Origin of the sequence: Acinetobacter sp. YH12208 (genome assembly GCF_013418055.1) — a bacterium.
GTDB classification, from domain to species: domain Bacteria; phylum Pseudomonadota; class Gammaproteobacteria; order Pseudomonadales; family Moraxellaceae; genus Acinetobacter; species Acinetobacter pseudolwoffii.
The window spans coordinates 144,290-160,150 of the sequence record NZ_VPCT01000007.1; the positions used below are offsets into that span (position 1 = coordinate 144,290).

General features: G+C 40.8%; 11 protein-coding genes. 2 read left to right on the forward strand and 9 right to left on the reverse strand.

Translation table 11 applies throughout. From position 1 onward, the window contains the following. Positions 1-72: 72 nt before the first annotated feature. Positions 73-1,788: a proline--tRNA ligase gene (locus FTU95_RS09050; protein WP_159138278.1), complete on the forward strand. Its 1,716-nt coding sequence runs from the start codon at positions 73-75 to the stop codon at positions 1,786-1,788. A gap of 57 nt (positions 1,789-1,845) precedes the next feature. Here FTU95_RS09050 and FTU95_RS09055 read toward each other — a convergent pair whose 3' ends face one another. The 9 genes from FTU95_RS09055 to FTU95_RS09095 form a co-directional block, all read right to left on the reverse strand. After that, a complete protein-coding gene (locus FTU95_RS09055) occupies positions 1,846-3,132 on the reverse strand; it encodes a hypothetical protein (RefSeq protein ID WP_159516130.1) in 1,287 nt (428 codons plus the stop codon). A gap of 16 nt (positions 3,133-3,148) precedes the next feature. Next, positions 3,149-5,434, reverse strand: coding sequence for a DUF6160 family protein (locus FTU95_RS09060; protein WP_180078234.1), 2,286 nt, complete (start codon positions 5,432-5,434; stop codon positions 3,149-3,151). Between the two features lie 33 nt (positions 5,435-5,467). Further along, positions 5,468-6,190: a hypothetical protein gene (locus FTU95_RS09065; protein WP_005097859.1), complete on the reverse strand. Its 723-nt coding sequence runs from the start codon at positions 6,188-6,190 to the stop codon at positions 5,468-5,470. A 12-nt stretch (positions 6,191-6,202) separates the two neighbouring features. Continuing rightward, positions 6,203-8,230 carry a hypothetical protein gene (locus FTU95_RS09070; protein ID WP_180078236.1) on the reverse strand — a complete coding sequence of 676 codons (2,028 nt, stop codon included), beginning with the start codon at positions 8,228-8,230 and terminating at the stop codon, positions 6,203-6,205. A 234-nt stretch (positions 8,231-8,464) separates the two neighbouring features. Then, positions 8,465-9,034, reverse strand: a complete 570-nt coding sequence (gene dcd, locus FTU95_RS09075) for a dCTP deaminase (RefSeq protein WP_004280726.1) — start codon at positions 9,032-9,034, stop codon at positions 8,465-8,467. A gap of 123 nt (positions 9,035-9,157) precedes the next feature. Next, the gene (locus FTU95_RS09080) at positions 9,158-9,751 is read right to left on the reverse strand and encodes a LysE family translocator (RefSeq protein ID WP_100329137.1); all 594 of its coding nucleotides are present in this window, start codon (positions 9,749-9,751) and stop codon (positions 9,158-9,160) included. Between the two features lie 265 nt (positions 9,752-10,016). Beyond that, on the reverse strand, positions 10,017-11,282 hold the full coding sequence (gene apbC, locus FTU95_RS09085) for an iron-sulfur cluster carrier protein ApbC (RefSeq protein WP_005097862.1): 1,266 nt from the start codon (positions 11,280-11,282) through the stop codon (positions 10,017-10,019). Between the two features lie 279 nt (positions 11,283-11,561). Continuing rightward, complete coding sequence (locus FTU95_RS09090; protein WP_180001851.1) at positions 11,562-12,395, reverse strand: hypothetical protein; 834 nt, start codon at positions 12,393-12,395, stop codon at positions 11,562-11,564. Positions 12,396-12,756: 361 nt separating this feature from the next. Further along, positions 12,757-13,560: a hypothetical protein gene (locus tag FTU95_RS09095; RefSeq protein WP_100358209.1), complete on the reverse strand. Its 804-nt coding sequence runs from the start codon at positions 13,558-13,560 to the stop codon at positions 12,757-12,759. 225 nt (positions 13,561-13,785) lie between these two features. On the opposite strand from FTU95_RS09095, the gene metG reads away from it, so the two are divergent. After that, positions 13,786-15,843 (forward strand): methionine--tRNA ligase, encoded by a 2,058-nt coding sequence (gene metG / locus FTU95_RS09100; RefSeq protein ID WP_180078239.1) that lies wholly within the window; start codon positions 13,786-13,788, stop codon positions 15,841-15,843. Positions 15,844-15,861 lie beyond the last annotated feature (18 nt).

The following is a 15,861-nucleotide window of genomic DNA, read 5'->3' on the forward strand; positions in this document are numbered from 1 at the left end:
ATTCCCAAATGCTCATCTCATTTTTTATTGTATAATCTCTGCTTTAACGCTTAATTTTTTAGGACAGTTTCCATGCGCGCGAGTCGCTTTTTATTTGCAACGTTAAGAGAAACCCCGAACGATGCTGAGGTTATTTCCCATCAGTTGATGCTTCGTGCCGGTATGATTCGTAAGTTGGCTTCAGGTCTGTACACCTGGCTGCCGATGGGCGTTCGCGTATTAAATAAAGTTGAAGCGATCGTTCGCGAAGAAATGGACAAGGTCGGTTCACTTCAGGTCTATATGCCAGTGACTCAACCTGCGTCTTTATGGGAAGAATCAGGTCGTTATGTACAATACGGTCCTGAACTGTTACGTTTCAATGACCGCCACGGTAACCCGTTTGTACTGGGTCCAACCCATGAAGAAGTCATCACTGATTTAGCACGCAATGAACTAAAAAGTTATAAGCAGCTCCCTGCCAACTTCTATCAGGTGCAAACCAAATTCCGTGACGAAATTCGTCCGCGTTTTGGGGTAATGCGTTCACGTGAATTCATCATGAAAGATGCCTACTCTTTCCATGCCAATCAGGAATCATTGCAACAAACCTACGACGACATGTATGCAGCCTACTGCAAAATCTTTACTCGTCTTGGTTTAGATTTCCGTCCGGTTCAAGCAGATACCGGTTCGATTGGTGGTTCAGGTTCACACGAATTCCATGTACTGGCTTCAAGCGGTGAAGATGATATCGCATTTTCGACCGAATCAGACTACGCCGCCAATATTGAAATGGCTGAAGCCGTTCTGGTCGGCGAACGTGCGGCACCAACTCAAGAACTTAAACTGGTTGATACGCCAAATCAAAAAACCATTGCGGATGTATCTGCCTTCTTGGGCACGGATCCAGCTCACTCAGTAAAAGCATTGCTTGTTCAAGGCATTGCAAAAGAGGATGGTTCTGTTCCTGTGGTTGCTTTATTCCTTCGTGGCGATCACGAACTGAATGAAATTAAAGCCGAGAAGCATGCACAAATTGCAGCTCCACTCACTTTTGCAACCGAAGAGCAAATCGCAGCACTTGGCTTGACAGCTGGTTTTGTAGGCCCACAAGGTCTGGTTGAAAAAGGTGTCACCGTCATTGTTGACCGTGCAGCATCAGTATTGTCTGACTTTGTTGCAGGTGCTAATACAGCTGACAAGCATGCAACCGGCATAAACTGGGAACGTGATGCACAGTTCACTGAAGTTTATGACTTGCGTAATGTAGTTGAAGGTGACCCTTCTCCAGATGGCAAAGGTACACTGCAAATCAAACGTGGTATCGAAGTGGGTCATATCTTCCAGTTGGGTCAGAAATACTCTGAAGCATTGGGCTGTAAAGTCTTAGGTGAAGATGGCAAACCATTCACTGTGACCATGGGTTGCTATGGTATTGGGGTAACACGTGTGGTTGCGTCTGCCATTGAACAAAACTTTGACGAGAAAGGCATTATTTGGCCAACTGCCATTGCCCCGTTTGAAGTGGCCATTGTACCGATGAATGCACATAAATCACCACGCACAGTAGAAGCAGCTGAAGCGCTTTATGCTGAACTCACTGCTGCGGGTTATGACGTAATTCTAGATGATCGTAACGAACGTCCAGGCGTTAAATTTTCTGACCTTGAGTTGACCGGTATTCCACATCGTATTGTGATTGGTGAAAAAGGCTTGGATGCAGGTACTTTTGAATATAAAGGTCGCCGTGATGCTGAATCTGTAAATATTTCCAAAGAAGAGTTGTTGGCTAAAATCGCGAAATAATTTTGCTTTCTTAATAAAAAAATCCCGTCAAGTGCGGGATTTTTTATTCTTTTTAACTTAACAGAATTTATGTCCACCGAAGCAGTTCGGTTGAAAGTTCTGGCCTTTAAGCTCTAAATTTTTCAAAGGAAAATCAAGAAGTGCCGGGTTTTTAATTTCTTTCACATCTAAAGCTCCATCAAATACACAATTCAAAAGACTTCCACATGCTCTGGGTTTTGATGTTAAATCATGATTAATCCCTGCAATGGTTTGTGCTAATACCGCATTAGTAATATCCACACCTTTATTTGGACTAATATCACCAAGATTTACCTCATCCTCGATTGCCATCCACCAACCTTGATTAGCAGCAACGGCAGCACCCGGCCAAAGTATTTTTTGCGATTGTAATGATAAAGATGCTGGGTTATTCAAATACAATGCATGGATTAAGCCAAGATCTTGATCCACTGTAATATCTGTTCTAAGGCCTGTCATATAGCCTGTAATTTGTTTATCCAGTGTAAGCTCAAATAAATCCAGTGGCTTTAAAATGGCCTTTAATGGGCCACTAAAATCAATTCTGTCAACTGTACCAGTCCCCTTTAATTTAACTTCACTCATTCGTGTTCCTGAAACTATAGTGGCTGGAATCACAAATGGCGCATTGGTACTTGTTAAATTAAAAGTATAATCATTCGATTTATAATGAAGTTCCAGATCCTGCCCCAATATTGTTCCCGTAACAGCACCTTCAATATATTTATTGCCAGTTGATGCATAGGTCATTGTTCTTGGATTAGTTACAGCTGTTCCTTTGGCTTCTTTAGTCTTCATATATCCACTAAAACTATTAATACCATTTGGTGTGGCCGTATTTTCTGTACCCATAGTCAGTAGACCTGAAATCTTTTCTGCACTTAAACGGAAACCCAAAACTTCACGTGTAGATGCCTGATTTGGATTTTTTATAGCAAATTGAACAAAAGGATTAGTAATCAAGGCAGAGGTCGCAGCACGATCCATTCCATTTGCAGAATTACCACTTAAGGAAATATGATCAATATCAATATCACAACCAGTTGCACCATTAATTCCTCCACAACCAAGTTGCAGTTTTTTAATATTGGCATTAATTTCCATTTCAGCTTCTAGACCCAATTTATAAAATGAGATATTTCTCTGGTCATATGCCTCTCCCAAATTATCAACTTGGTTAAATCCGGCCTGAACCTCCATTGACAATAAAGCTTGTCCATTAATATTTGAAAGCTCCTGATCTTCTAATGAGGTTAATGCAGATACATGACCACTCAATCCCACCATCGCCGCAACTAGACTCTTTAATATTATTTTTTTCATTTTTCTCATCCTGAATTTAGCGTGGTGTGATTCCCAGCGTGCTACGAATAGTGCCACCAGTCAGTGCAATACTTGCCATGTTTTGCATATTGCCATTGGTCGCCATCGCAAAATTGGTTTTAAATGGTGTCGCGATATTATTTTCATAATTGAGTTTGACCTGATTATCCAACGTTACGGTATCAGCACTGACACGAACTTTCCCATTAACACCCAAATGACCTTCCATCCGGTTAAAGTTGATCGAAGAAACGTTTAATGCTCCTGTTGTTAAATCAATATCTTCATTGGAGATACTAAAGTAGCTACCCAGATTAGCTTTATCTGCACTTTCTTCTGATGTGAGTGGCCTAAATTTAAAGTTTGCATCAAATGACAAAAAGTTGGTATCTGGTGAACTTGCGGTTGGATCTACCCCAGGAATAATCAGAAGCTCACCATTTCCATCGAGCTTAAAGGCAATATTGGTCAGTACATCATCACGTTTAGAAAAATTATCGTGAGGCACATAGCCTCCGCATTTACTGACTGATGCAGTGCTACAGTTATATTTAGATCCTGGTAATTGCCCCATTGCGAGCTCTGCTTTTGCTGCAATCAGTAATTTATCGGCACGAATATAAATCCCTTCATCTTCATAGCCAATAATCCCTTCAGATTTAATTAAAGCATCGATATTTCTAAAGCCGGCATAATAATTAACTGCCTCACCATGATCGCCATTCTTGCCATCAATCAATATTATTGAGGTAGTGCTTGGCAAACCGGTTTTTTTGTCAATTCCGTAACCTTCAGTCGATGCCATGATGTTATAGGCAATTGCCTGCTTATTATCTGTTCCATAAGTTGTTCCAGACAACGCGACATTGGCATTTAAATTATAAATAGGAATACCAATCCCCCATGAACCGCCATCCCCACCAAGTTCTGTCAAGGAGTTATCTGAAATAAAACGTGCTTTCGCAGCAATTGCCTGAAAGTCCATTCCTCGTACTGCAATAAAAGCAAAATCCTCTCCATCTCCTGCTGTACTCAGTGTCTGTTTCAGTACATCACTACTATGCCCCAAGGTTTTTCGCATATTTTCATTGATGATAAAATCGAGACTTTTAGCCGTAATAGTATTTATATAAATATCACCAAAATCGATATAGGCATTTTTACCATGTAAATTTTCATCAGCATTCCGTGTTGTCAGGGGCCTAATATTGGAGAATTGGACTGCATAGCTTCCATGGCCAGTATGACCAATTTCAAGCACGGTAGGCGCGATGTTGCTTGGGTGACCACTAGCAGCACCAGTAAAGTCGGCAGATAAGCCCAGATGCAAACCCCCTTCACCCACCAGATCGCTATATCCTGCTGCAGTTTTGTCTTGACGCTGTAAAACACCATTTAACTTGTTACTTACATCAAAAGTACCAATCTGGGTTTGATCGGCATTCATGGATAATCTGGCATTGGTCACCGCACCTGAAGCCCCAAGACGCATAATATTTTTACGTTCGTTATTTGGCGTGTTATAACGCAAGTCAATATTAACGCCAGGATTGGTCGGATTAACCCGGCCAATAGCAATATCAGTGGTATCTTCAACACGTTTTAAATCCACGTAATGGTCTTGATTGCCATTTCGGGTAGTGAGTACAACACCTTCATTGGGGTCAATGTACATATAGCCCTGACCCGCAAAATTAAAGTTAAAGTCATTTAAAATCAGGCTATTTTCACCTAGTTTATGACTAATGGTGGCATTTTTAAGTTGAAAATCGATACTGGCAATTGCCTCTTTATTAAATAAACCTGCAGTAGTTTGTAATAGAACACTAAGCGGCGTAGAGGTACTAATCCCTAATGCACCTAGACTTTGACTAGATTGTACGCCAGCAGTCCGAATACTATTCGCAGACTGGCTACATGGATTGGTCGTACAGGCTGTCTTTACCAGTTTTAAATCTGCAGTGGCTTGAAATGGTGAAACACTTGCAGCAAGCCGAAGTCCTGCCCCTTGTGAAGTAGCACCTACATCTATTTCAAGTTGACTAATAATTGGCTTATTATCTTTTCCAATAATTTCAACATTATGTAGACCTAAACCCATTTTAGTACTGGCAGTTGGATTGGGATCATACCAATTGACTTGAGCAATGTTGGCTTTAGAAATTTCATGAGTAATCACCATACCATCTTGTCCAGTGACTTCGCTCAATTCCTGCTCTTCAATGGTTTCAAGTGCATAAGCTTGCTGTATAAGACACATGCATACCGTTAGTAACTTCAACTTTATTGTTGTTTTTTTCATTTTTATATCCTTATGCTGTACTTGACGCTGCGATTAACAACGACTTTGTGCCCCACCTGTACAGTTATAACCAAATATTTTCAAATTACCGGACATATGCAGATTTCCATGAACATTCAATCCCATAAAACCTTTTTCGGCCCCCTTATCAAATGAAGGCACATCTTGTGTCGAGGTAGAAAAACCGCCTTCGGTATTATAGGTGCGTGCTGTATAAGTGTCATAAGTACCTGTATTGGCATAACCTTCTAGTGCACCACCCCCTGTACCCGTTTCAATCGACACTGTACTGAAACCCAAGTTTCTGATTTTCAAAGGTTTGTCATCATAAAAGCTGACTTTCATCGCTGTTTGCGGTTCATTACGATGATTAATGATGGTTGTTCCATCGATAGAAAACTTGTCAATCTGAATCGTGCCCTGAATACCTTTAAATACTAACCATTTTTTATTCCCATTGGCATCGACATGATTATTTGGGGCTATTGCCAAACGGCAAAACTGTTTTGTTGCACCACATGTTGTCGGATCTAAAACATAAAATACTTCTAGTGGATTATCATTTCCATCAAGTCGAGAAATTGTATCTTTGGTTAAATCTGTGGCGTAAATATGATTTAAGGATAAAGTCCAGTTAAGGTCTGCTCCGCCCTGTCCTACTGTCTCAGTTAACTCTTGCTGATTAAGGACTTCCAATCCGGCTTGACTGAGCATAGAGGTACATATCAATGCGCAGAGGGTCAATAATTTGGACATTTTTATACTCCCTTACAGACCAGTTGTTCTAATTTTTAAATGCTGAATCAGTACGCCATCAATGACTGCAGACCCAAAATTCTTACTTATACCATCAGTACTCTTGAATACGACTCCCGTGGAGTTGGGGCCATCTTTGGCGCGCAGCAAATTTGTTCCTGGGATACGCTCTGTAGTCCCTATTGAAATACTACTGTGAGTGGCGTTACGGCCTTGATAAAGCACGGTCGCATCTGAAGCATTATTTTTAATCGGCGTACCACAACTATAGACATTACAGGTTGAACCTTTTAAATCAGATTCTCCTAGTCCACCCCCATAATTCTGATAAATTTGATTATAGATAGCAGGAATATTTGGAATACGTGTCACTTCTAAAATAATATTATTGCCTTCTGAACCGACCACAAAAGGCTGATACATATTACCGAGCACCAGGTTAATATTTGGACTATATAAATATAAACCCTCAGAATCATGAAATATGGGAGCAGCACTTCCGTTTAAGGCTGGGGTCGGGACATTACCATCAAGTGCATCTGTTTTTGCTGCGGTACTTAGACGAATACCTTTACTGTTAAGATTGCTATCGCTACTGCTTAGAGTTTCTGGCCGATCATTGGTATTTAAACGAACGATACTTGCCATTCCTAAAGTTTGATTATAGTCCTTATTATCCGATTCCAAGGTTTGGAATAACCGAACTTGCGAACCATTTAAACTGAGACCATTGGCAACAAATTGCGTTCTTAATCGGTAATTTGTATCAAGCCCTGAAGTGGGCCCACCTGTTATAGGATCGACAACATTAGAGGAATTAAGCTCACGTGCAAAAATATCACTCCAAAACCCCAATTTAATATTATTATCACTTTCATCTGGAGCAATCTTGGCAAGAGGCGCTTCTAGAGCAATATAGCCTACATCTTTAGCAGCGTCCTTAAACTGTTTGACGCTTTCAGTTCCTGCCCGGAATAACCAAGGATTATCTGCAGATCCCCAACTAAAACCCTGATTACTGTATCGCGTGCTCAGCGAGTCATCACTTTTTGATAATGCCAGACCATAAATGAAAACATCTGCCTTGGTACGCAGGCTTCCAATATTGGCATTTTGTGCAGCAGCTTTTGCCATATTTATTGCATTTCGTACAACTTCATCATGCACGGTATTACTGGCTGTTGTTGCCTGTTCTTTCGCATAATCTGCAGCCAACTGATTTAGCATTTCAGTGGTCTTGGCTGCAAGCTGACTATCTACTGTATTTTTAATGACATTTGCACGAACATAGCTTGGAAACTGCTGTTTAAAACTTTGGTAAAAAGGTGAATTTGGAAGATTCGCTTCATAATTGTTTCCATACAACAACTCAATCATCTCAAGCGTATTTCTTAAAGCATGCTGAGATGATTTTTCCTTATTATGCCAAGTTCCACTTACACCATTTGTATCCGTTCCATCATTTATAATGGAATATATACCTGTTAAACCATCCCAATAATCTTCATAACGTTGATCATAATACTGTTTCATAATGGGGGTTTCTAAGATATCTTGCACCTTTTTAGTACGGTATGCAGTCGTATATTCAGTAGCAATTTCACTAGCTATACGCGTGCGATTGTCCGTAATATAAGTATCTCGGCTGGATGTATACGTATCTCCATATACATGGTTATAGATTCTCGCACGTTCAGCTAGATAAGCATTATGGTAAGTATTGCTATAAACTTTATCGTATAAACGCTCCCCTAGCTTTTCATAGTTTTCACCAGTTGGAATAATGCGAATAAAACCCGTATCCGCCTGTCCCGGATTTTCAATACCTCTGGCATAACTGGAACCAGCAGAAATATCTTTAGGGCCTTGAAACACCATTTTAAAATCATCAAGTACGAGCGCAACCCCCTCACCCGTGGTGTCAGAAAGAGAAGAATCTGATAATTCCTGCATCGCATGCGCAGAAGGCAACAGGATTAAACCAATTGTCATTGCTAAATAATTTTTGCGAAATTTAAATAGATCTTTTATCTGAGTCATCTCACTCTTTCCTTTTTATCCGATGCTCCGCATCTTTATGTTTCAGCTTCCCAGCCGCTACATTTTGTTTTTTATGATGCATTGCATCTTTTTTATGGTTATTCGGAATCTATTATGCTGACTTTTAATACAGATGCCAAAGTCAATTGAAGTAAAAACCTGAGTTTCCGATGAATGAAAATCTCAAAAAAATAAACGGGACATATAGTCCCGTTATTCAATATTTTAAACTGCTTAGGTCTTCGGCAAAGTAACGCCAGTTTGGCCTTGATATTTTCCGCCACGATCTTTATATGACGTTTCACACACTTCATCAGACTCAAAAAATAGCATTTGTGCGACACCTTCCCCTGCATAAATACGCGCAGGAAGGTTGGTGGTATTTGAGAACTCTAAAGTTACATGACCTTCCCACTCTGGCTCAAGCGGAGTGACGTTGACAATGATACCGCAACGCGCATAAGTCGACTTGCCCAGGCAAACCGTCAGTACATTACGTGGAATACGGAAATACTCGATGGTACGGGCCAATGCAAATGAGTTCGGTGGAATAATACAAACATCCGATTCAATATCAATAAAGCTGCGTTCATCAAAGTTCTTCGGATCGACAATTGCAGAATGCACATTGGTAAATACTTTAAATTCCCGTGCACAACGCACGTCATAACCATAGCTCGATACGCCATACGAAATCAGCTTTTGACCATTTTCATCCAAACGTACCTGGTTTTCTGCATACGGTTCAATCATGCCGTGTTTTTCGCTCATTTCGCGAATCCAACGATCAGACTTAATTGCCATTGATATAATCCAAAAATCTTAAGAACAAGTTATTGCGACGTACTTTAACTGAAATTGCCCCCAATGAAAATAAGTGAAGCGCTTGCAGCCACAGTGGATAAAAAATTGCTGATAGATATCAGCTTATAAACTTAAAAGTGCAGAATAGCTTAAAGGAATCGAAAAGCTCATTAACACCAGTGATGCGGTTTTTTGCAGGTTTTTTTGATTGAGCCAGCGACTGTTTTTTCTGGCCAGTATTGAGCCGAGGAAAGTCCAGAAGAATGCAATCGGAATCAGCAAAACCAGGAATACTAACATATGAGTCACATAGTGCTGACTGCTTTTCCAGACAATCACCGGAAAGATCGCTGAAGCAAATAAAAGTGCTTTAGGATTTAACAAGGTTGCCAGAAATAGTTCTCGTGCACGAATCGAGACATTTTCAAAATTTTCACTGAGTTCTGCCGTGCGCCATAATTTCACAGCCAGAAAAAGGATATAGCCGGCACTAAACAGCTTGAGAATGGTCGGCAAAAGCGGAAGATGAACGGAAATTTTTCCGATCAGAATGCCCCAAAAGCTAATGGCAATCAGATAGCCAAAGGCTTCAGCAGGAATTAAACGAAATGTTTTTTTAAATCCGACCTGTATGCCTGAAGATGCCAATAAGGTATTGGTTGGGCCTGGTGTTAAAAGAATGGTTGCCACTAAACCAATAAAAAACCATGAAATCATAGTTTGACCTCGCTCTAATCCGCGTAGCATAGAATAGTTCGGTCAATGCTGCAAAAAAATAATTGTAAGAGAACATATAATCAGAATTCACACTGAATTAAATCAATTTAATTCAATCACTTGAAACCATTTTGGGAACCAATACGCAACAGTCATTTCAGTCAATTTTCTTAATTTAAAGCTGTTTATTTCCGTGAATTATTAATAAAAAAGCCCTAACTTGAATTAGGGCTTAAATATGTGAACTCTCTATTTAATGGGTCAATTAGAAAATTCGGCTCTGATCTTTTTCGGCCTTAGGTAGCTGCGCTGCAATTTTTTCTGCAATCAGCATATAGCTTTCGGCTGCATCATCTCCGGCAATGACTGAAGGTGTGCCAGCATCGGCATTTTCACGAATTTCAGCATCTAAAGGTAAGCGACCCAATAATGGAATATGATATTGCTCAGACAGTTTATCTCCACCGCCTGTGCCAAAAATCTGTTCTTCAAAACCACAATTTGAACAGATATGGGTCGACATATTTTCAATCACGCCCATGATCGGAATTTGCACACGGTTAAACAGCTCAATGCCTTTGGTCGCATCAAGTAGGGCCACGTTTTGTGGTGTGGTGACAATCACTGCACCGGTTACCGGAATGCGCTGTGCCAATGTCAACTGAATGTCACCTGTACCGGGTGGCATATCAATCATCAGAACATCAAGATCTGGCCATAAGGTCTGGTTAAATAATTGCATCAATGCACCGGTGGCTTTCGGTCCACGCCAAGCCACTGGAGTATTGTGATCACCAGTTAAATGGCCAATCGATAACACTGCCATTCCATAGGCTTCGATAGGGACAAACTGTTCCGCTTCGATCATCGGCGTTTTGCCCGCATTACCGAGCATGGTCGGAATACTCGGACCATAAATATCGGCATCCAGCACACCGACCTTTAAGCCTAATTTTTGCAGAGCCAGTGCCAGATTCACTGTAGTCGTCGATTTACCTACACCGCCCTTGCCGGATGACACCAGAATCACATTTTGAATACGTGGATGTTTTGGTACATCACGTTGCTGAGGTGCAGCTTTTTGAATCGGTGGATTATTGGGATCAGCTTCTTCTTGTTTTGCAGGCTGAGCGGAGGCATCCACCACAGGAGGAAGATTGGGTTTTGCTTCTGCTTTAGGCTGACTGGAACAGCTTTCACCTTCGGCATGCTTATGCCCGCAGCCATCCGATTTATGACTTTTAGGCCCGGTTTTTTGCTGAATCACATGCATATTCAATTCTTGAATACCACATTTTTGCAAAGCTTGCGCCAGTTCATCATGGATTTGTTGCAGATCTTGTTTTTCTTCAGGATAAGTATTTAAGGTGATTTGTAGGATCTCAGCTTGAACATTGACCTGAGTAATACGCTGTTTGAGCGGATCATTTGAATTTGGCAACAGATAGTTTTGCAATACTTTTTGCACAGCTTCTTCGTTCACCTCCTGTGAAGGTGAAAAGACCGATTTGAGCGAAGAAAGCCACGACATAGGTTACTCCAAAACTATAGATAGATATCCGAATGGCATAGTTTAACGGGGTTTTCGCTTAAGGTTAAGCACTCTGCCGAGAAGATCGAAGAGATATCTGCAATTTCCAACCATTTTACTTGGTTTTGTTGGATTGTAGCGGATAGGCATGCTAAAAGTGAATCAATCAAAGTAAAGCCAACTGGATTCTTTTTGATGTGAAAAGAATTTTTATTGATTTTAGGTGTAGCAAGCCACTTTAACCTTCTTTGATTAAAGTGGCTCTACAATAATCACAGTCTATTTATGATTTTTATTATTTTCAGACTTGTGCTGCTGATCCTTGGCATTTTTATCCTGATCTTCTTTAGATTCACTCTTGTCAGACTGATCTGATTTCGATTCTGAATTTTGAGCTTTGGCATCTTTTTGCTGATCAGAATCATTGCCCTGAGATTGATTTTCTTTCATTTTATTCATGCTATCAGCCGCCATCTGTTTCAGCTCACCCAGCTTGGTAGAGGCTTCACTGACTAACTCAGTAATCTTTTGTTTTGTATCTTCAAACTTATGTACAGCCTCATCTTTTAAATTGGCCATGCTTGCCTGTTGATCGGTCTGAGCTTCTTTAGCATTTTGTTTATCTGACTGATTCGATGATTTATCTTCAGTGCTATGATCAGCTTTTGCCTTTTTTGCGTCATCTGAACCTTGATCATCATTTTTCTGGCCGTTGGACTTGCCATGTTTTAGCTCATTCAGAAGTTTTTCGCCTTTTTGTAATAGCTCCTCACCAATCGCAATGGCCTTGGCTTTTAAGTCATCCATCTTAAAGCTTTCGGTTTTGTTGTCTGACTGCCCGTCTTTTGAATCATTTTTTTGATCAGATGGCTGCTCTTTAGAGTCTTCATCCTTCGATTCCGAGTCAGTACCTGTATCTTTAGAGTTTTGTTTACTATCAGAATTTTCATCAGTCTGGTGTGGCTTTGTGTCTTGTGTATCATGCGACTGATTGTGCTTCTGGTCATTCTGGTTTTGCTTTTGCTCTTCTTTGGCTTTCTGATTTAATTGTTTCTCATGTTGTTCTTTGTCTTGATTTTGCTTTGAACTATTGCTCTGGTTCTGCTGAGTCATGAGGTACCCTCCTTAGGCATATCATATAAACAATCAGCCATTTTTTAGCACAAAGTGTGGGGCAAATCGGGCGCAGTAAGCAAACTGCAACAAAGCCTGTACATGTTGTTGCTATTGTTTGCAGTCTGTAGCATGAGCTGCGCCCAATCAGTATTGCAAAGATGAATAATCCAACTCTTTTGGATTCTGGCGATTCAAGTCCATCGATTACTTGAGGTTTCGACAAAGCCTGTCAGCACATTTTCTTTGGCTTCTCATTCAAATGCCGTTATAGCATAGTTTCCAAAGCCAAAGAATCAGTGTTGCCAATTCACAGCAGATGTTTATAGGATGCAAATGCATCAGGAGATATTATTTCAAGTCAGACACGCAAGGTGCTCATAAAGCTGAGCGCAGAGAACAACCAGATCAACAGAATGAAGCTGCGTGCTTGATTGAAGTTGTCGACATCTGTGCCATGTAGCATGTTATGACGGCTCATGGTCACATTCGAGCTTGAATCCATTTTATAGGCAGCAAGTTCAGCAAAATACGGATTCAGTTCAATCGCAATTTTAGACTTATGCCACAGGCTTTTAATTTCATTGCCTTTTAAACCCGGTACGATTTTATAGACATCGACAAACTTGGTGCCATTTTGCTTGAGGAAACCTGCTTTGATCAGGATATCTGTCAAAATACCTTCGAGCTGCGCATAAACATTTGGAATACAACCGCTGTAAAAGCCAAGTTTGTACATTTTCAAGCTTTCAAGCAGCACCAAACGGCGCTTGGCTTTGATGTCTTCATCAATCTCTAAGGCATCGAAGGCTTTCAGCATTTCAGTCTGGAAATATTCGCTATTGATCATATCGAGTAGCTTAAATTGCTCAATATCTTCAAGCTGGTGAATGGCCGGCCAAAAATGCATCAAATTTAAAGCATCATTGGCAAACTTTGCGCCAATCGGTTGATCGAGCTGATCTGCCAGCACTTGGAAATAAGCATCTTGCGCGACTAAACCCGATAAGTTTTTGATTAAAAGTGTATGTTCATCTGCCGAGATGTCTTCAAGATAAGCTTCTGCATCTTTTAAAATCTGACTGCCCAACTGTTTTTGACTCGCTGCATTTTGTTTAATACGCGTGACAGGTTGGTCAAAATCAAAATCATCTTCGTCAATCATGGTTTTCTAGCTCAAAGCTTTTAGATCAATGGCCTATTATCACTGTTATTGGCAACGCAATATAGAGAAATCTACATTTCCAAGACATTCTGTAAATACAAAGACCTTTCGACACGAATTAGCGGTGAAATGGAATTGATTCGCTTAAAGGATTGCTTTGTATTCGGACCTGCATCAGGTAAAATCATCCACCTTGCATAATATACGAATGAGAGAGTCATATCCGTGCGTAATATCTTAGTCACTAACGCCCTTCCATACGCCAATGGCCCGATTCATATGGGTCACCTACTCGGTTATATCCAAGCTGATATTTGGGTACGTGCGATGCGTGCAATGGGTCATGATGTGACTTATGTCTGCGCGGACGATGCTCACGGCACAGCCATCATGTTACGTGCTGAAGCCAACGGGATTTCACCGGAAGCACAAATTGCCAACGTGCAAAAAGAACATATTCGTGATTTTGACGGTTTTGCAGTGCACTTCGATCATTATGATTCTACCCATAGCGATACCAACCGCGCACGTGCATCTGAAATCTATCTCAAAAACCGTGATGCCGGCAATATTGCGGTTCGTCCTGTCACCCAGCTTTTCGATCCTGAAAAAGGCATGTTCCTCTCAGACCGTTTCATTAAAGGCACCTGCCCGAAATGTAAAGTAGAAGATCAATATGGCGATTCATGTGAAGTTTGCGGTGCAACTTATAATGCAACCGAATTATTGAACCCACATTCGACTTTAAGCGGTGCAACACCTGTCGAAAAATCATCTGACCATTACTTCTTTAAGTTGCCGAATTTTGGTGAATACCTGCAAAAATGGACACGTGATGAAGGCCGTTTACCAGTCTCGATTGCCAACAAATTAGATGAATGGTTTGAAAATGGCCTGAATGATTGGGATATTTCGCGTGATGCGCCATATTTTGGTTTTGAAATTCCAGACGCACCCAACAAATACTTTTACGTGTGGGTCGATGCGCCAATTGGCTACATGTCGAGTTTTGAAAACTATATCAAAACCAAACGTCCTGATTTAAGCTTTGATGACTACTGGAAAAAAGATTCTAAAAATGAGGTCTATCACTTCATTGGTAAAGACATTGTGTATTTCCATGCGCTGTTCTGGCCGGCAATGCTTGAAGGTGCAAACTACCGTACGCCATCAGGGTTATTTGTAAACGGTTTCTTGACTGTAAATGGTCAGAAAATGTCGAAATCTCGCGGCACATTTATTAAAGCGGAAACCTATTTAGAGCATTTAAACCCTGAATATTTACGCTACTACTTCGCGTCGAAACTTTCAGACAAAGTTGAAGATTCTGACTTGAACCTGGATGATTTTGTGCAGAAAGTAAATTCTGACTTAGTTGGTAAAGTGGTCAATATTGCCAGCCGTTGTGCGAAGTTCATCAATACTAAATTTGATAACAAGTTAAGTGCAAACTGTGCAGAGCCTGAATTGGTTCAAAGCTTCATTGATGCGGGTGATTCAATCGCAGCACAATATGAGTCACGTGAATTCTCTGCTGCGATTCGTGAAATCATGGCACTTGCAGATAAAGCCAATCAATATATCGATGAGAAAAAGCCTTGGGCGCTGGCGAAGCAGGAAGGTCAGGAACAACAAGTACATGACGTATGTTCTGTCGGTATTAACTTGTTCCGTCAATTGGCTGTTTATTTGGCTCCGGTGTTGCCAACACTGGCGCAACAAGTTCAAGATTTCTTGCAATTAGAATCTTTCGACTTCGCTTCTCGTGAAACGATTCTGGTCGGTCACGAAATTGCATTGTTCCAACCATTGATGCAACGTGTAGATCCAAAAGCGGTTGCCGCAATGGTCGATGCGTCTAAAGATTCTTTAGCTGCACCTGCTGAAACGCCTAAAGTGGAAAAGAAAAAAGAGAAGAAAGCATCGACTAAACCTGAACCTAAAGTCGGCGAAGCTGAAATCATTAATATTGATGATTTTATGAAAGTTGACCTGCGTGTCGCTGAAGTTTTAGAAGCAGCTCACGTTGAAGGTTCTGACAAACTTCTTCAATTGACTTTAAATGTCGGTGAAGCTGAGCCACGTAATGTATTTAGCGGTATTCGTGAGTTTTACCAACCTGAAGACTTAAAAGGTAAATTGGTGGTGATGGTGGCGAACCTTGCTCCACGTAAGATGCGTTTTGGTATTTCGAACGGTATGGTGTTAGCTGCGGGTAATGGCGAAGGCGTTTGGGTGATTTCACCTGAATCTGGTGCTCAACCGGGTGATAAAGTGTCTTAATTTTTAGACCTAAATATA

Bases quoted from the DNA above. Each gene is read 5' to 3' on its own strand.
- FTU95_RS09050 (WP_159138278.1), top strand. From the start codon at position 73: ATGCGCGCGAGTCGCTTTTTATTTGCAACGTTAAGAGAAACCCCGAAC.
- FTU95_RS09055 (WP_159516130.1), bottom strand. From the start codon at position 3,132: ATGAAAAAAATAATATTAAAGAGTCTAGTTGCGGCGATGGTGGGATTG.
- FTU95_RS09060 (WP_180078234.1), bottom strand. From the start codon at position 5,434: ATGAAAAAAACAACAATAAAGTTGAAGTTACTAACGGTATGCATGTGT.
- FTU95_RS09065 (WP_005097859.1), bottom strand. From the start codon at position 6,190: ATGTCCAAATTATTGACCCTCTGCGCATTGATATGTACCTCTATGCTC.
- FTU95_RS09070 (WP_180078236.1), bottom strand. From the start codon at position 8,230: ATGACTCAGATAAAAGATCTATTTAAATTTCGCAAAAATTATTTAGCA.
- dcd (WP_004280726.1), bottom strand. From the start codon at position 9,034: ATGGCAATTAAGTCTGATCGTTGGATTCGCGAAATGAGCGAAAAACAC.
- FTU95_RS09080 (WP_100329137.1), bottom strand. From the start codon at position 9,751: ATGATTTCATGGTTTTTTATTGGTTTAGTGGCAACCATTCTTTTAACA.
- apbC (WP_005097862.1), bottom strand. From the start codon at position 11,282: ATGTCGTGGCTTTCTTCGCTCAAATCGGTCTTTTCACCTTCACAGGAG.
- FTU95_RS09090 (WP_180001851.1), bottom strand. From the start codon at position 12,395: ATGACTCAGCAGAACCAGAGCAATAGTTCAAAGCAAAATCAAGACAAA.
- FTU95_RS09095 (WP_100358209.1), bottom strand. From the start codon at position 13,560: ATGATTGACGAAGATGATTTTGATTTTGACCAACCTGTCACGCGTATT.